We start from the raw sequence: 16280 nt of genomic DNA on the forward strand, positions 1-16280 counted from the left end.
CGGCCGGGGGTTGACACAGGGTGTCTCATGGGTGCACCAGGTGAGCGGGCATGCGCTCGGGGCCGTCCACGTCGTGCAGCACCTCGCGCGCCCGGATGAGCTCGGGCTTGCCATCCATGCCGATGAGCACCACCGCCGGGCGGTAGTCGATGAACTGCATGGCCTGTGACACGTTGTAGGCCCCCACCGGGCGCATGGTGAGGATGTCACCCACCTTCAGCGGCGGCAGATCGATGCTGTAGCGAAGCACGTCGATCACCATGCACAGGGGGCCGTACAGACGCGACGGCGCTGGCGGCGCCTCGATGGTGCGCGAGGGCAGCACGTCCATCTGGTACCAGGCCGCGGTGTAGAGCAGGTTGATGCCGGCGTCCATGACGTAGCTGGTCTGGGTGGCCTCGCCCACGAGCAGCTGTTCCTTGTAGTCGCGCAGACCGGCCTGCTCGGTCATGGGGTGCCGGATGCCCTTGATGGTCACCACCGAGGTGAGCAGATAACCGGCCTCGTCCACCAGGTGGCGCCCACTCTCGAAGCGCAGTTGGGGCCGCTGTTCGGGGGGCAGGTGGTTGAGCACTTCGGTGATGGCCTCGGCGTAGGCGTCGATGGGCGGCACGACCCGTTCGGCGGGTCCGGTCATGCCATGCAGCAGGCTGTTCGAGGGAAAGCCCCCACCCAGGTTGATGCAGGGCACCCAGTGCTGCTGGGCGGCATGGAGCTGCTCGCGCAGGGCCAGCAGTTTGGTGACGGCCACGCGGTAGGCATCGGGATCGAGGATGTAGGTGCCAATGTGCGTGTGCAGCGTGTGCAACGAGAGCTTCAGGTTCGCCTGGATGCGGTGGGCCGCGCGCGCCGCTTCGCCGTTTTCCACCGCGAAGCCGAATTTCGTCCAGATCGGGCGGATGCCGGCATCGAGCCAGACGCGGATGCCCACCTCCAGCGGTTCATCGAGATCCCGGGTCAGGGCCTCGATGAGGCCGAGCTCGTCCCAGTTGTCGATCTGGATCAGCGCCCGCTCTCGAATGGCCTGCTCCAGGATCGCACGCGGCTTGAACGGCCCGTTGAACACGATGTCCTTGCCCTTGATGCCCAGCTTGCGGGCCTTCTGGTATTCAAAGTCCGAAACCACCTCGGCCATCCAGCCTTCCTCGTGAAACACCTGGCAGATGGCCGAGAGGTAGTTGGTCTTGTAGGACCAGGCGAAACGCGTGTTCTCGTAGCGGCTGGTGAAGGCGGCCCGGAAGTGGCGCGCCTTCTCACGCAGGTCGTGCTCGGAGAACACGAACAGCGGCGAGCCGAACTGCTGCACCAGCGCAGCCACGGGGAGGCCGTCGATCTCGAACAGGGTGGGCGTGCGCGTGCCGCGTGCGTAGAGGTTGCGGTCGGCGGCAGCATCCAGCGCGTGCCGCCCCAGCTCGGCGCTGATGGTGGGCGGGAGGTAGTCGTTGTTCATGTTCATGGTGTGAGCTGCTCTGGTTTCTGAAGGGGCCGGAAGATGCGCTCTCCGCTGCTGGCCATGGCCGCAAAGTCGGCGAAATCCCCCACGAGATCCACGCTGTGGCGCACGAACATCTGGCCGGGTTTGCAGGTCGGTGGGGGCTTGACGTCGTGCCCGAGCAGCCGCTCGAACAGCAGCGCGGGCAGGTTGCACCCGATCTGCGAGGGGAAGTCGATCCAGGCCGGAAAGCGCGGGTTGATCTCCATCAGCGCGTGCGGGCGACCAGGCACCTTGATGAACTCGAGTTCGAAGGGGCCGTTCCAGCGCAGCGCACGGATGATTTTTTCGGACAGCGCATCCATGGCCGGGTCCGAGACGACGATGCCGGCGAAGCCTTTGCCATGCGCGGTGCGCAGGAGCTTGCGGATGGAACAGCTTTGCACGATGCCGCCCTCGCCATCGCCCACGCCCGCCACGTCGTACTCCTCACCCACGAGGACTTCCTGCACCACCACGGGCCAGCCCCAGGCCCGCACGATCTCGTCGTACCCGGCCACCAGCCCCTCGCGCGAGTGAACCAGTTCGGCGTGGTAGAGCCAGCCCTTCACATAGACCGGATAGCCGGCCTCGGCCGCACAACGCTCCACCGCCAGCGGATCGTGGGCAACGAGGGTGAGCGGACTCGGGATGCCGTGGCGCAGACAGAAACCGTAGAGCGAGGCCTTGTGCCGATCCTCGAACGAGCGCCGGGTGGGCAGAACGCAGCGGATGCCGCGCTCCTTCAGCGGCTCTTCGAGCTGCAGGAAGTTGTCGATTTCAGAATCGAGACAGGGAATGATGTGGCCGATGTCTTCGCTCTGGCGGATCATGTCCAGCCGGTCGAGCAAGGCCTGCGCGCCCGCACCGGGAAACGGGATCAGGTAGGCCGCATCGGGGTGATCGTCCCCCTGCCCGTACAGGCTGCTCTCCAGCGGATCGTAGGAAAGGCCGACCGTGCGCAGCCCGGGAAACTGGCGGCGCAGACTGGCCACCACGGAAGCCCCGGGCTGGGGGCTCTCGCCACGGTGCATGCCGGTGACCGCCACGCTGCGCTGGGCGGCGGTCATGGAAGTCCCCTCCGTGCTGCGCACTTCGGGGCTGAGCGCCTTCGGAACGGCCGGGCGGCGCTCATACCCCGGCCTCCTGGGTCCGCTGTGGCGGTGGGTCCAGCAACCCCATGGAGGCCATCTGATTGAGCAGCAACTCGACGTCGCGCGTGGCGCTCGCCGGGTCGATGCCGTAGCGCTGCCGCAAAAGCCCGGGAAACTGGTGGGTCCGCACACCCCGTTCATGGGCCCGCAACACGAAATGGGCCGCCGGTGTGAGCCGGTAGAACAGGCCCGACACCGTGTCAAGCACGAATTCTTCGCCGAAGAACCGCAGCCGCCCCGAACCCTTTGGCAAGGTCTGATCGGGGTCCAAGGCCTCTGCGCCTGGCCTGTTCGTCTCGTTCATGAAGGCTCCTTTTGATTCGGTCAGCCCCATGCCCACCCATGTTCGCATCTGAGTACGAAATGACTAGCCATCTTCAGGCGACCGAGCCTAAGTGCCTACACAGTTTAATGAAAATGGTTACAGATTTGTAGCCAAAAATCACACGAAAGCTTGCTTTTTCACGTGTTTTGACCTTGGGCGACGGGGAGGACTGGCGGCGAGCCAGGCACGCCGTTCGCGCAGGAATGAGCGCCTTTGGCCGGTTGCACCCTCAAGTGCCAAGGGGCGCATCCGAAAATTCAGGCCTTGGATCGGCCCATGACGGGGCGCCCGACAACGCAACGCCATAGGGTTGAACGATTTGAAACACACAAGCGGTCTCGCCAAACGCGCCCTGCCATGCTGGCTGCCACGGTGGCTGGGCAAACTGGCCATCGGCCTGCTATTGGCCCACTCGGCGCATGCCAGCGAACGGGTGACGTTCGAGGCCACACAGGGCCACAGCGCGAACAAGATCACCCTGCGGGCCGAACTCTCGCGGCCCGCAGGCGACGGCCCCTTTCCGGCCGTGGTGCTGATGCACGGCTGCGGTGGCTGGCAAGCGCCGGTTCGCTACACCATGAACCGCTACGCCGAACATCTGGTGAGCAAGGGCTTCGTGGTGCTCAACCTCGACAGCTTCGGCCCCCGCAACCAGGGCGGCGGCAAGATGTGCGAGAGCATCGATCGGCTGACGGAAGCACTCGACTACCGCACCTACGACGCCCACGACGCGCTGCGCTACCTGCAGGCACAGCCCTTTGTCGACCGTGGCAGCGTGTTCCTCATGGGCCAGAGCAACGGCGGCGCCGTGGCGATCAAGGTGGCCAAAGGCGATGGCCCGCATGGCCAGACCGGCGCCACCGACGGCTTTCGCGGGGTGGTGGCCTTCTACCCCTGGTGCGGCGCCTTCGAGCGCCGCACCGTGCAACTGAAGGCTCCGCTGCTGGTGTTCGGCGGCGGCCAGGACGACTGGGTGCCCGCCAGCGAATGCGAAGGCGTGCGCTCCACCGGTGCGGACCTGCAGCTGATCATCTACCCGGAAGCGGCCCACTCCTTCGACCTGGACATCGTGCCCCAGCGCTACCTGGGCAAGCTGGTGGGCCGCAACCCCCAGGCCGCCGACGACAGCCGGGATCGCATGCTCGCGTTCTTCGAGGGGCTCAGCCGCCGCCCGGGCCGCGAGGGCGAGCGCCTGGCCCAGAAGTAAGCCGCCGGCCCTCAGCGCGGCGGCAAGGACACCACCACCGACAACCCGGGCCGCGCGTTGCGCACGGCGAAGGTGCCGCCGTGCGCCTGGGCCACCAGCTTGCACAGGTACAGGCCCAGGCCCACGCCGCCCTGCGCGCGGGTGCGGGCGGTGTCGGGGCGGAAGAAGGGTTCGGCCAGGTGGGGAATCTGCTCGTCGGGCACGCCGGGGCCGTGGTCGCGCACCTCGATCTGGATACCTTCGCCCTCGGCGCGCAGGTGCAGCTCGGGCGGCAAGGAGGCTCCGGCGCTGTGGCGCAGCGCGTTGTCGAGCAGGTTGCGCAGCAGCAGGCGCATGCGCGCGGGGTCCAGCGCCAGCGTGGGCAGACCGGGCGTGGCGTGCACGGCGATGTGGGCCGCCTCGGGGTGGCGGGCCTGCAGCTCGCCGATGACTTCGCGCGCCAGCGCCTCCAGCGCCACCGGCTCGGTCTGCAGGGCGGCGTGGTTGGCGGCCAGGCGTTCGCTCTCCAGCAGGTCGGTGATGAGGCGGGCCATTTCCTGCAAGTCGCGCAGCAGGGCTTCGCGTTGCGGGTTCACCTCGGCGGTTTCGGGCAGCAGCTCGGTGTTGAGCCGGGCGCGGGTGAGCGGGCTGCGCAGCTCGTGGCTGATGGCGAGCAGCAGCGCGCGCTTGGCGTCGAGCATCTGGCGGATGTCCTGCCCCATGGTGTTGATGGTGGTGGCGAGCTGGCCGAGTTCGTCGGGCTTGCGCGGGTGGCGCACGGGGATGGGCTGGCCGAAATCGCCGGCGCCAAAGCGCTGCGCGCCGGCCTGGATGTCGTCGAGCGGGCGCAGCAGGCGCCGCACGTACAGGAAGGCCAGCAGGGTGAGCAGCAGCAACGCGCTCAAGGTATAGCCCAGCAGGCGCGGGCGGCGCTCGAAGGCCGCGTCGTTGAGGCCGAACTCGATGGTGTGGCCGTCGGCCGTGGTGCGCGAAAGCAGGCGTTGCCAGTCGCGCTCGCCACCCCAGCGCTCGCCGTTCCGCTCACCGGTGCCGGCCTGGCGCTCGATTCCCGGGTGGTCGCGCAGCCAGTCGGGCTTGCCTTGATCGGGGTGCGAGCGCCAGCGGATGCGTGGGCCGGTGATGTCGATGGTGAGCGGCAGGCGCCGGGTGATGGCCTGCGCGCGCTCGATGTCGGGCGCGCCGCCGACGGTGGCGTCGGCGGCGAGGCGGTCCACGTAGTCCATGAGCAGTGGGCGCGCGGCCTCGCGCCAGCCGAGCGAAAACGCTTTCTGCGCGCCGCCGACGAAGGTAAATGCCATGGCCAGCGCGAGCAGCACGAACACCAGCACCAGCCGCAGCTTGATGGAGTGGCTCAGGCGCTGGCGCGCGCGGCGGTGCCAGGGCTTGCGCGCGTGGGGGGCGGTCGCAGCGCGCGCGTGGGGCGTGGCCCGGTGTTTCATGGCGCGAGGCGGCGCAGCGCGAGCGAGTAGCCGGCGTTGCGCAGGGTCTTGATGCAGTCCAGCGGCTCCAGCTTCTTGCGCAGGCGGCTCACCACGATGTCCACCGCGCGGGTGTAGAGCTCGGCCTCGTGGCCGCGCAGCTGGTTCAGGATGTCGTCGCGGCTGTGCACGCGGCCCGGCTCGCGCGCCAGCAGCATCAGCAGCTCGAATTCGGTGCCCGTGAGCTCCACCGGCTCGCCCTGGCGGGTGACGCTGCGGCGCGCGGGGTCGAGCGTGAGGCCTTCGAAGCGCAGCTCGCCCTGCGCCGCGTCGGCCGCGGCGGGCGACTGCGGCGCCAGGCTGGCGCGGCGGCGGCGCAGCACCGTCTGCAGGCGCGCCACCAGCTCACGCGGCTCGAAGGGTTTGGGCAGGTAGTCGTCGGCCCCGATCTCCAGGCCGACCACGCGGTCCATCACGTCACCGCGCGCGGTGAGCATGACGATGGGGATGTCGCTCTCCTTGCGGATGGTGCGGCAGAGTTCGAAGCCGTCCATCTCGGGCAGCATCACGTCGAGGATGGCAGCGTCGAACCCGCCCGCGCGCAACCGCTGCAAACCCTCGCTGGGCCGCAGGGCGTGGGTCAGCGAGAGTTCAAAACGCTGGAAATACGTGGCCAGCGGCGGGCCCAGCTGTTCGTCGTCGTCGATGAGCAAAACGCGGTGCATGCGCGATTCTTACATTGCCACCGCGCCCAGCGTCTGGTGGCGCACGATGAGGCGGCGCAAGCGCTGCTGCACCGGCGCGCCCAGGGCGTCGAAGCGGTCGGCCGCAGACAGCAGGGCCGGCAGCACCGGCACCGCCTCACCGGGCTGGCGCTGCGAGAGCCGGGCCCACAGGCCCAGCGCGTGCTCGCGGTCAAAGCGCGGGCCCCACACCATGGCCAGCAGCTCGGCGTGGGGGTCGTCGGCGCCGGCCAGCAGGACCGGGGCGAAGACCCGGCTCTGCTGGGCCAGGTGGTGGATGGGTTCGAGGCGGGGCGACATGGCCGTCATCCCGCGCTCAACCCCGGCCCCACCAGCCGCGGCGCTGCTCCAGGCGCTCACGCACCTGCTTCTGCTGCTCGGGGTTGAGGCTGTCGTAGAAGTCGGCCAGCGCGGCGATCACTTTCGGGCCATTGCCCTGCACGGCCTGCGTCTTCTGATCCAGCAGCGCCTGGGCGCGGGCGCGGTCGAACTTGTCGCCGGCGACCAGGGCCTTGAAATCGGCACGCGGGTCGGTGCCCTGGCCACGCAAGGCGGTGCGCTGGGCAATGATCTCGTCGGCCAGCACACCCAGCTTCTGCTTCTGGGCCTCGTTGAGTTCGAGCTTGCTGCTGATTTTGTCAACCACCTTGCCGCGCACTTCGGTCACCCGCTCGGGGCTCCAGTCGCCGCCGTGGTGGTGGCCGCGCGATCCGCAGGCCGTGAGGCCGCCGACAAGGATGGTCGCGCCGAAGACGCCGACGAGGGTTTTCTTGATCCAGGGTTTCATGACGGTGGGTCCTTTCAGAACCTTGTTGAACATGTCCGTCATGGTGCCGGCCGAGGGCTCAGCGGTGGTCTCGGCGCGGTTTCGGTTCTTTTCGTTTTGTATCGGCGGTGGCCCCCGAAACCACGCCCGCACCCGGCGCCATCAGGCGTGCGCAAACACCTCGGTGTCCACCTCGCTGCTGCCCTGCGCGTTGTAGCGCTCGCCCTTCACGGTGTGCTGGTTGATGTGGTCGTTGAGCCGCGCCATGACCGAGGCGTCAAGCTTCACGTTCGCCGCACCCAGGTCGTCCTTCAGGTGGGCCAGGCTGGTGGTGCCAGGGATGGGCAGGATGTTCTCACCGCGGTGCAGCAGCCAGGCGATGGCGAGCTGGGCCGGCGTGCAACCCACCTCGTTGGCCATGGCCAGGTAACCGGGCAGCAGGGTGAGGTTGGCCGCGTAGTTCTCGGGTGCGAAGCGCGGCATGCTGCGGCGGATGTCCTTGGCGTCGAAGGCACCCACATTGAGCTCGCCGCAGAGGAAACCCCGCGCCACCGGGCTGAAAGCCACGAAGGCGATGCCGAACTCGCGGCAGGTGTCGAGCACGGCGATCTCGGGGTTGCGCGTCCACAGCGAGTACTCGGTCTGCACGGCGGTGATGGGGTGCACCGCCTGCGCGCGGCGCAAGGTGGCCGCCGACACTTCGGAGAGGCCGATGGTCTGGATCTTGCCCGCGCGCACCAGATCGGCCAGCGCGCCCACGCTGTCTTCGATGGGCACCTGCTTGTCCCAGCGGTGCAGGTAGTACAGGTCGATCACCTCGGTCTTGAGCCGTTTGAGCGCCGCTTCGCAGGTGGCCTTGAGGGTCTCGGGCCGGCCGTCGATGACGCGCACCTTCACACCGTCGGCGTTGGGCACGCCCTGCATGCCGCACTTGCTGGCGAGGGTGAACTTCGAGCGGTGTTTGGACAGGTATTTGCCCACCAGCGTTTCACTGGCGCCAAAGCCGTAGAGCGCTGCGGTATCGAAATGGGTCACGCCCGCATCCAGCGCGCCGAGCAGCACGCGCTCGGCCTGCTGTTCGGAAACCGGCGCACCGTAGGCGTGGCAGATGTTCATGCAGCCCAGGCCGATGGCTGAGACTTTGAAGGGGCCGAGTTGGCGTTGTTGCATGGTCAGATTTCCTCGCATCAAGAAAAAGGGCCAGACCCATCGCGGTGCTGCGAGGCGTCTGGCCCTATTGTGCTTGGGGTGCGCAGAGCCCTCACCCCGGCCCTCTTCCAGGGGGAGAGGGGGCAAGGCACTTCAGTTCGCGTTGAGTTGCTGTTCCAGCTTGTGCAGCACCTGGTAGCAGTTGAACACCTTGGCCACGCTGGAGTTCGGTTCGCGGCCTTCCTGGATCGCAGCGAAGAACTCGCGGTCCTGCAGCTCGATGCCGTTCATGGACACCGCCACCTGACTCACGTCGATCTTCTCTTCCTTGCCGGTGAACAGGTCGTCGTAGCGCGCGATGTAGGTCGCGGTGTCGCCGATGTAGCGGAAGAAGGTGCCGAGCGGGCCGTCGTTGTTGAAGCTCAGGCTCAGGGTGCAGATCGCGCCGTTGGCGGCTTTCAGCTGGATGCTCATGTCCATGGCGATGCCCAGCACGGGGTGGATCGGGCCCTGGATGGCGTTGGCTTGCACGATCGGGCTGTTGCACTGGTAGGCGAACAGGTCCACGGTGTGGGCGGCGTGGTGCCACAGCAGGTGGTCGGTCCAGCTGCGCGCCTGGCCCAGCGCGTTGGTGTTGGTGCGGCGGAAGAAGTAGGTCTGCACATCCATCTGCTGGATGTTGAATTCGCCGGCTTGGATCTTGTTGTGCACGTACTGGTGGCTGGGGTTGAAGCGGCGGGTGTGACCGCACATGGCGACCAGGCCGGTCTGCTTCTGCAGCGCCACCACGTCTTCAGCGCCCTTGAGGCTGTCGGCCAGCGGAATCTCCACCTGCACGTGCTTGCCGGCCTTCAGGCAGGCGAGCGTCTGCTCGGCGTGCATCTGCGTCGGGGTGCAGAGGATCACGGCGTCAACGTCCTTGAGCGCCAGGCTGTCGGCCAGGTCGGTGGTGATGTGTTGGATGCCGTACTTGTCGGCCACTTCCTTGGTCTTCTCCAGGTCGCGGCTGATCAGCGACACCACTTCAACGCCATCGATGTTCTGGATGCCGTCGAGGTGTTTGATACCGAAGGCGCCGGCGCCGGCGAGGGCTACTTTGATGGTCATGTCAGTTGTTCTCCAGGATGAGGTGGCCCACCGCCGTGTTCGACGCGGGCACATGGTAGAAGCGGTGCTTCACGGTCGGGGCCGGCCCCTGCACCTTGCCGTCGACGATGTCGGACATGGCGCCGCGGGCGATCAGCCACATCACGAGTTCGATGCCTTCGCTGCCGGCTTCGCGCACGTAGTCGATGTGCGGCGTGTTGGCGCAGCCCACCGGGTCGGCGATCATCTGGTCGAGCCAGGCGTTGTCCCATTCTCGGTTGATCAGGCCGGCACGTGCGCCCTGCAGCTGGTGGCTCATGCCGCCCGTGCCCCAGATGTGCACGTTCAGGTTGTCGTCGTAACTTTCCACCGCCTTGCGGATGGCCTGGCCGAGCATGAAGCAGCGCTTGCCCGAGGGCACGGGGTACTGCACTACGTTGACCGCGAACGGGATCACCGGGCAGGGCCAGGCGTCTTTCTTCGGGTCCAGCTCGCCACACATCAGCGAGAGCGGCACGGTGAGGCCGTGGTCCACGTCCATCTTGTTCACGATGGTGAGGTCGAAGTCCTGCTGGATCACGCTCTGTGCGATGTGCGAGGCCAGATCGGGGTGGCCGATGACCTTGGGCACCGGGCGCGGGCCCCAGCCCTCGTCGGCAGGGGTGAACTCGGCCGCCGTGCCGATGGCGAAGGTGGGAATCATCTCCAGGCTGAAGGCCGTGGCGTGGTCGTTGTAGACGAGGAAGATGACGTCGGGCTTGTTGTCCTTCATCCACTGCTTGGAGTAGTCGTACCCCGCGAACAGCGGCTTCCAGTAGTCCTCCTGAGTCTTGTGGAGGTCCATGGCCGCGCCGATGGCGGGCACATGGGACGTGAAAACGGATGCGGTGATTTTTGCCATGGTCAAGCCTTCTTTGCTGCGGCGCCGGAACCCTGGGGCTGGCGGTGCGCCTGCGCATCGCCGTCTTCGCCCACATAACGGTTGCCTTCAACCGAACGTCCGCCGCCGATCATCATGTTGCGGTACTCCTCTTCGGTCATGCCGGTCATGGAGCCCGCCATCTGCTGGAAGCTCTTGCCGTCGGTGGCGCCGATCTTGGCCAGGAAGTAGATGTTGCCGCCGGTGCGCATGCACCAGTTGAGGTCGCGCGCCAGCACGGCCTGCTTCTGCTCTTCCGTCATGGCCCACTGGTCGAGGTAGGCGCGTTCGTCGGCCTTGAACTTCTCGCGGTTCTCGGCTTTCATGAGCGACATGCAGAACTGGTTGAGCCAGAAGCCTTTGCGGGACTGTTCGGCGTCAAAGATGATCGTGCCGGGCACGTCTTTGTAGGGTTTATCGAGTGCCATGGGTACTCCTTGTTGGAACATGAATCGCCGCCGGGCCGCCCCAAGGCGATTCGCTCCCCCTTGGGGGGCAGCTACCCGCGCAGCGGCGGAGCGTGGGGGTCAACATTCTTCAGGCCAATAGAGACGCATCGGGTTCGTCACGAGCAACTTTTGCTGCAACTCGGGCGTGGTCGCGATGTGCGGGATGAAGTCCACCAGCAGGCCGTCGTCGGGCATGTGGTCCTTCAGGTTGGGGTGCGGCCAGTCGGTGCCCCAGAGCACGCGGTCGGGGAACTGCTCGACGATGCGGCGGGCGAACGGGATCACGTCGGTGTACGCGTTCTGCTCGCCGTTCAGCGCCTTGGGGCCGGTCACGCTCAGGCGCTCGGGGCAGCTCACCTTGCTCCACACGTTGCGGTGCTCGCGCATGAACTTCTCGAACAGCGCGAACTGCGGGCCATCGACCGGCAGCGACACATCGGGTCGGCCCATGTGATCGACCACCACGGTGGTGGGCAGCGCGGTGAAGAAGTCCCACAGCTCGGGCAGGTCCACCGCCTCGAAGTAGATGACCACGTGCCAGCCCAGTTTGGCGATGCGGCCGGCGATTTCCATCAGCTCGTCCTTGGGCGTGAAGTCCACCAGGCGCTTGACGAAGTTGAAGCGCACGCCGCGCACACCGGCGTCGTGCAGGGCCTGCAGCTCTTCGTCGCTGATCGAGCGCTTGACCGTGGCCACGCCACGCGCCTTGCCGCCCGACGACAGGCAGGCGTCGACCATGGCGCGGTTGTCGGCGCCGTGGCAGGTGGCCTGCACGATCACGTTGCGGGCAAAACCCAGGTGGTCGCGCAGCGCGTACAGCTCGTGCTTGCTCGCGTCGCAGGGCGTGTACTTGCGCTCAGGGGCGTAGGGGAACTCGGCCCCCGGGCCGAACACATGGCAGTGCGCGTCCACCGCGCCAGCGGGCAGCTGGAACTTCGGCTTGGACGGACCGGTGTACCAGTCCATCCAGCCTGCGGTTTTGGTGAAATCACCAGAGGTGGGTTTGCTCATCGGGCGTCCTCAATCGATGTATTTCAAACCAGCGGCTGCAAGCGGTTCGCGCATCTTGTACATGTCCAGCCCCAGCACACCCGAGGCCAGCTTCTCGCGCTTCTCACCCTCGAAGCTCTCGCGCTTGATCGCAGCCGCCAGCGTTGCCGCCGCACGCGCCGCCGGCACACAGACCACACCGTCGTCGTCGGCCACGATCACGTCACCGGGCGTGACCAGCATGCCGGCGCAGACGATGGGGATGTTCACCGAACCCAGCGTGGCCTTGATGGTGCCCTTGGAAGAGATCGCCTTGGACCACACCGGGAAGTTCATTTCCTTGAGCGTCTTCACGTCGCGCACGCCGGCGTCGATGACTAGGCCGCGAGCGCCGCGCGCCTGGAAGCTGGTGGCCAGCAGGTCGCCGAAATAGCCGTCGGTGCATTCGGCCGTGACGGCCGCGACCACGATGTCGCCGGGCTGGATCTGCTCGGCCGCCACATGCATCATCCAGTTGTCACCGGGCTGCAGCAGCACGGTGATCGCGGTGCCGGACACCTGCACCCCCGTCTGGATCGGCCGCATGTAGGGTTTCAACAAGCCAACACGGCCCATGGCCTCGTGCACGGTGGCCGAGCCGAGGGCGGCCAGACCGTCGGCCGCAGCGCGGTCGGCCCGGGTGATGTTGCGGTAAACGACGCCGAGTTCGTACATGGTGATCTCCTGGTTTTGATTCCCTCTCCCGCTTGCGGGAGAGGGTTAGGGTGAGGGGACGGGCGCTCCAAGACCCTCACCCCAGCCCTCTCCCGCAAGCGGGAGAGGGAGCTAAGTCAGAGGCTCTTCGCTTTGAGCGCTGCATCGAGACGCGGAAACACGCGCCGCGCATTGCCTTCATAGACCTTGTAGCGGTCGTCCCCCACGACGATGGTGCTCGCTTCGATGTAGCGCTTGGTGTCGTCGTAGTAGTGGCCGGTCTCGGGGTCGATGCCGCGCACGGCGCCGATCATTTCCGAGGCGAACAGGATGTTGTCCACCGGAATCACCTTGGTCAACAGGTCGATGCCCGGCTGGTGGTACACGCAGGTGTCGAAGAAGATGTTGTTCAGCAGGTGGTCCTTGAGCAACGGCTTCTTCAGCTCCTGCGCCAGGCCACGGAAACGACCCCAGTGGTAGGGCACCGCGCCGCCGCCGTGGGGAATGATGAACTTCAGCGTCGGGAAGTCCTTGAACAGGTCGCTGGTCAGGCACTGCATGAAGGCCGTGGTGTCGGCGTTCAGGTAGTGGGCGCCGGTGGTGTGGAAGCAGCTGTTGCAGCTGGTGCTCACATGCACCATGGCCGGGATGTCGTACTCGACCATCTTCTCGTAGATCGGGTACCAGGCCTTGTCGGAGAGCGGCGGCGAGGTCCAGTGGCCGCCCGAGGGATCCGGGTTGAGGTTGATGCCGACGTTGCCGTATTCCTTGACGCAGCGCTCCAGCTCGGGGATGCAGGTGGCCGGGTTCACGCCCGGGCTCTGCGGCAGCATGGCAGCGGGAATGAAGTTGTCGGGGAAGAGCTGGCTCACGCGGTAGCAGAGCTCGTTGCAGATGGCGGCCCAGGTGGAGCTGATGTTGAAGTCGCCGATGTGGTGGGCCATGAAGCTGGCGCGCGGCGAGAAAATGGTGAGGTCGGAACCCCTCTCCTTCATCAGGCGCAGTTGGTTGGTCTCGATGGATTCGCGCAGTTCATCGTCGCTGATCTTCAGATCGCTCACCTTCGGCATGGAGGCCGGGTCCTTGATGCCGGCGATCTGCGCGTTGCGCCAGGTCTCCAGCGCCTTGGGGGCCGTGGTGTAGTGGCCGTGGCAGTCGATGATGAGGGGCTTTTGCTGGCTCATGGGGGAAGTCTCCTGTCGGAATGTGGGCCTGTGCAGATGAAGGGTCAGGCCGGGTCCATGCCCTGGCGCCGCTTGGCCTCGGCCGCGGCGGGCGAGGCCATGAAAGCGATCAGTTCGCGCGCGGCGCCTGGCTGTGTGGCACTGGCGCAGACGCCAGCGGAAAAGGTGGTGACGATCTGGATCTCGGCGGGCAAGGCGCCCAGCAACTCGATGCCCTCGACGTGCAGCAGCTCGCTGAGTTGCTGGAAGCCCAGCTCCACCTCGCCGCGCGCCACCAGGGTGCCCACCGGTACGCCGGGGGGCGCCTGGACGATGCGGTCCTGAATCTGCCCGGCAATGCCCCAGCGATCGAACAGCCGGGCCAGCGCCACGCCACTGGGGCCGGTGGAGTAGCTCAGGCTGCGCGCGGCCAGCACGGCGCTGCGCACCGCGTCTTCCGAGCCGATGTCGGGCCGGGCCGCGCCGGCGCGCACCGCCACCGCGACCCCCGAATGCACCAGGTCCACCTGGCTGCCGGCCACGAGCTTGCCCGCCGCGAGCAGCTTGTCGATGGCGTCGGAGGCAAGCACCACCAGATCAAACGGCTCGTCCGCCATGACGCGCTTGGCGGCGTCCACGCCGCCCACCGATTCGATCTGCACCTGCACGCCCGAACGCTGCTCGTAGGCCGACACCAGATCGGCCAGCACCTGGCGCGTGGCCATGGACGAAATGCCGCGGATCGGCCCGGGCGGTGTGTCGGGGGCGCTGGGGGATGCAAAGGATGGCATGAGCCGGATTGTGCTCAGGCACCGGAAAACCACAAGCGGCATACCGTACTATTAGCCATTCCCTTTTGATATATCTCCGCCCGGGGCCATGGATCTCAAACAACTGGAATATTTCGTGCGCGTCGCCGAGCTGGGCAGCTTCACCCGGGCCGCGCTGGCGCTGGACGTGGCACAGCCCGCCCTTTCGCGCCAGGTGCGGCTGCTGGAGGTGGAACTGCGGCAGAACCTGCTGGTGCGCAACGGCCGCGGCGCCACACCCACCGAGGCGGGCAAGCTGCTGCTGGAACATGCGCGCGGCATCCTGCACCAGGTGGAGCGGGCGCGGGAAGAGCTGGGCCGGGTGCGCGGCGCGCTGGCCGGGCGGGTCGCGATCGGCCTGCCGCCCAGCCTGGCGCGCGTGCTCACGGTGCCGCTCACGCGCGCCTTTCGCCTGCAGCTGCCGCAGGCCAGCATCTCCATCAGCGAAGGCCTGTCGGCCCACATGCAGGAGTGGCTGCAGACCGGGCGGCTGGACATCGCCGTGCTCTACAACGCGATGCCCGCGCCCGACATCGAGATCGCGCCGCTGCTCGACGAAGACCTGCTGCTGGTGCAGCCGCGCCCGCCGGGCCTGCCCGAAGACCCGCCCCCGCCCCCGATTCCACTGGCCGAGGTGGCGAAGTTGCCGCTGGTGATCCCGAGCCGGCCCAACGCGATCCGCATGCACGTGGAAACCGAGATGGCCAACATCGGCTGCCGCCCGCTCATCGCGCTGGAGATCGACGGTGTGTCGGCCATCCTGGATCTGGTGGCCGACGGTGCGGGCGCCGCCCTGCTCTCGCGCAACGCGGTGGCCAGCTCGATCCGACCCTCGGCCTACCAGACGCGCGCGGTGTGCAACCCGACGCTGCGCACCCGCCTGTGCCTGGCCACGAGTTCACAACGCCCCGCCACCCTGACCCTGCAGACCACGCTGGCGCTGATCCGCCAGACCATCGGCACGCTCAACGCCGCCTGAAGCCCGCCCCTACCCCGGCGGGTGTGCGGCGATCAGGCGGTCGGCGCAGTCCGCCCAGTGCGGCGACTTGCCCAGGTCCGCGAACCGGCCGGCGCGTGCCTGCGCGGCCATCCAGTCGTGTTTTTCCGCGATGGCCGACGCCATGAACGGCTCGAAACCCGCTTCGCGCACGGTGTTGGCCACCTCGCGCATTTCTTCGGCGCGGCGCTTGCCGTGCTGCGCCACGCGGCTGAAGAAGTAGCTGCCCTGGGCCGACCAGTCGATGCCGGGAAAGGTCTCCTGCAGGGTGGCGATCATGGCGTCTTCCACGCCGTAGGCGCGCGCCGTGGTGTAGCTCTCCAGCACCAGGGCCTCCAGCCCCTTGATCATGATGCTGCGGCACATCTTGGTGGCCGAGGCCACGCCGACGCGCTCGCTGGCCAGCTGGGGCGCCATGCCCAGGGCCTGCAGCGCGGGCAGCAGGCCAGCCGCGTGCGGGCCGCCCAGCAGCATGGGCACGCGGATGCCGTAGGGCGGCACTGAGGTCATGACGCCGGCTTCCACATAGCGCCCCCCGGCGGCATCGATCAACGCGGCGGCCTGCTGCTTGGTGCCGGGCGACGCGGAATTGAGGTCCAGGAAATAACTGCCCGGGCGCAGGTGTGGCGCGGCGGCTTGCGCCACCGCCAGCGCGCTGGACGCGGTCACGGCCGAGATCACCAGCGTGGATTTCGCGCACAGGCTCGCCACGCCGTCGCAGGCCTCCACACCGAGCGCGGCGGCGTGGGCCAGCGGCTCCTCACGCTGCGCCGGGTCAGCGAACTTCAGGTCCCAGGCCGCGGTGGCCTTGAGCCCGGCGCTGAAGATGCGGCCCACTTCTCCGTAGCCGATGAGTCCGATGCGCAAGGTGTCCATGAAAAACTCCATTCAAGAATGCGGCCCGGCGCGATGCATCGCAGGACAGCCTGTCTGGCCGGAGC

Annotated in this window: 18 protein-coding genes; 2 read left to right on the plus strand and 16 right to left on the minus strand. The window is 67.3% G+C overall.

All coding sequences use genetic code 11. The features are described from left to right. Positions 1-25: 25 nt before the first annotated feature. The 3 genes from KIH07_RS20005 to KIH07_RS20015 form a co-directional block, all read right to left on the minus strand. On the minus strand, positions 26-1456 hold the full coding sequence (locus KIH07_RS20005; protein ID WP_226493635.1) for a hypothetical protein: 1431 nt from the start codon (positions 1454-1456) through the stop codon (positions 26-28). Continuing rightward, positions 1453-2541 carry an ATP-grasp domain-containing protein gene (locus KIH07_RS20010; RefSeq protein WP_226493636.1) on the minus strand — a complete coding sequence of 363 codons (1089 nt, stop codon included), beginning with the start codon at positions 2539-2541 and terminating at the stop codon, positions 1453-1455. Before KIH07_RS20010 ends, KIH07_RS20005 begins: the two co-directional genes overlap by 4 nt. 61 nt (positions 2542-2602) lie before the next feature. After that, positions 2603-2929 (minus strand): PqqD family protein, encoded by a 327-nt coding sequence (locus KIH07_RS20015; protein ID WP_226493637.1) that lies wholly within the window; start codon positions 2927-2929, stop codon positions 2603-2605. A 340-nt stretch (positions 2930-3269) separates the two neighbouring features. Between KIH07_RS20015 and KIH07_RS20020 the strand changes: the two genes are divergently transcribed. Beyond that, positions 3270-4157: a dienelactone hydrolase family protein gene (locus KIH07_RS20020; protein WP_226493638.1), complete on the plus strand. Its 888-nt coding sequence runs from the start codon at positions 3270-3272 to the stop codon at positions 4155-4157. An 11-nt stretch (positions 4158-4168) separates the two neighbouring features. Here KIH07_RS20020 and KIH07_RS20025 read toward each other — a convergent pair whose 3' ends face one another. From KIH07_RS20025 to KIH07_RS20080, 12 genes are all read right to left on the minus strand, one after another. After that, on the minus strand, positions 4169-5596 hold the full coding sequence (locus KIH07_RS20025; protein ID WP_226493639.1) for a sensor histidine kinase: 1428 nt from the start codon (positions 5594-5596) through the stop codon (positions 4169-4171). Continuing rightward, on the minus strand, positions 5593-6300 hold the full coding sequence (locus KIH07_RS20030; RefSeq protein WP_226493640.1) for a response regulator transcription factor: 708 nt from the start codon (positions 6298-6300) through the stop codon (positions 5593-5595). Before KIH07_RS20030 ends, KIH07_RS20025 begins: the two co-directional genes overlap by 4 nt. Positions 6301-6309: 9 nt before the next feature. Beyond that, positions 6310-6618, minus strand: a complete 309-nt coding sequence (locus tag KIH07_RS20035; RefSeq protein WP_226493641.1) for a hypothetical protein — start codon at positions 6616-6618, stop codon at positions 6310-6312. A gap of 16 nt (positions 6619-6634) precedes the next feature. Next, positions 6635-7105: a Spy/CpxP family protein refolding chaperone gene (locus tag KIH07_RS20040; protein ID WP_226493642.1), complete on the minus strand. Its 471-nt coding sequence runs from the start codon at positions 7103-7105 to the stop codon at positions 6635-6637. A gap of 141 nt (positions 7106-7246) precedes the next feature. Next, on the minus strand, positions 7247-8254 hold the full coding sequence (locus KIH07_RS20045) for an aldo/keto reductase (RefSeq protein ID WP_226493643.1): 1008 nt from the start codon (positions 8252-8254) through the stop codon (positions 7247-7249). Between the two features lie 132 nt (positions 8255-8386). Continuing rightward, positions 8387-9340 (minus strand): Gfo/Idh/MocA family oxidoreductase, encoded by a 954-nt coding sequence (locus tag KIH07_RS20050; RefSeq protein ID WP_226493644.1) that lies wholly within the window; start codon positions 9338-9340, stop codon positions 8387-8389. Position 9341: 1 nt separating this feature from the next. Further along, complete coding sequence (locus KIH07_RS20055) at positions 9342-10220, minus strand: class III extradiol dioxygenase subunit beta (RefSeq protein WP_226493645.1); 879 nt, start codon at positions 10218-10220, stop codon at positions 9342-9344. A 2-nt stretch (positions 10221-10222) separates the two neighbouring features. Further along, positions 10223-10666, minus strand: coding sequence for a protocatechuate 4,5-dioxygenase subunit alpha (gene ligA / locus KIH07_RS20060; protein ID WP_226493646.1), 444 nt, complete (start codon positions 10664-10666; stop codon positions 10223-10225). A gap of 99 nt (positions 10667-10765) precedes the next feature. Beyond that, a complete protein-coding gene (locus KIH07_RS20065) occupies positions 10766-11698 on the minus strand; it encodes an amidohydrolase family protein (protein ID WP_319004831.1) in 933 nt (310 codons plus the stop codon). Between the two features lie 9 nt (positions 11699-11707). After that, positions 11708-12391 (minus strand): 4-carboxy-4-hydroxy-2-oxoadipate aldolase/oxaloacetate decarboxylase, encoded by a 684-nt coding sequence (ligK, locus tag KIH07_RS20070; RefSeq protein ID WP_226493647.1) that lies wholly within the window; start codon positions 12389-12391, stop codon positions 11708-11710. A 116-nt stretch (positions 12392-12507) separates the two neighbouring features. Next, a complete protein-coding gene (locus KIH07_RS20075; RefSeq protein WP_226493648.1) occupies positions 12508-13554 on the minus strand; it encodes an amidohydrolase family protein in 1047 nt (348 codons plus the stop codon). Between the two features lie 44 nt (positions 13555-13598). Further along, on the minus strand, positions 13599-14258 hold the full coding sequence (locus KIH07_RS20080; protein WP_226494771.1) for a substrate-binding domain-containing protein: 660 nt from the start codon (positions 14256-14258) through the stop codon (positions 13599-13601). A gap of 154 nt (positions 14259-14412) precedes the next feature. Here KIH07_RS20080 and KIH07_RS20085 point away from each other — a divergent pair, with 154 nt between their 5' ends. Next, on the plus strand, positions 14413-15321 hold the full coding sequence (locus tag KIH07_RS20085; protein ID WP_226493649.1) for a LysR substrate-binding domain-containing protein: 909 nt from the start codon (positions 14413-14415) through the stop codon (positions 15319-15321). 9 nt (positions 15322-15330) lie between these two features. Here KIH07_RS20085 and KIH07_RS20090 read toward each other — a convergent pair whose 3' ends face one another. Next, positions 15331-16215, minus strand: a complete 885-nt coding sequence (locus KIH07_RS20090; protein WP_226493650.1) for an NAD(P)-dependent oxidoreductase — start codon at positions 16213-16215, stop codon at positions 15331-15333. Between the last annotated feature and the right edge of the window lie 65 nt (positions 16216-16280).

The organism is Hydrogenophaga taeniospiralis (assembly GCF_020510445.1).
Taxonomy (GTDB): domain Bacteria; phylum Pseudomonadota; class Gammaproteobacteria; order Burkholderiales; family Burkholderiaceae_C; genus Hydrogenophaga.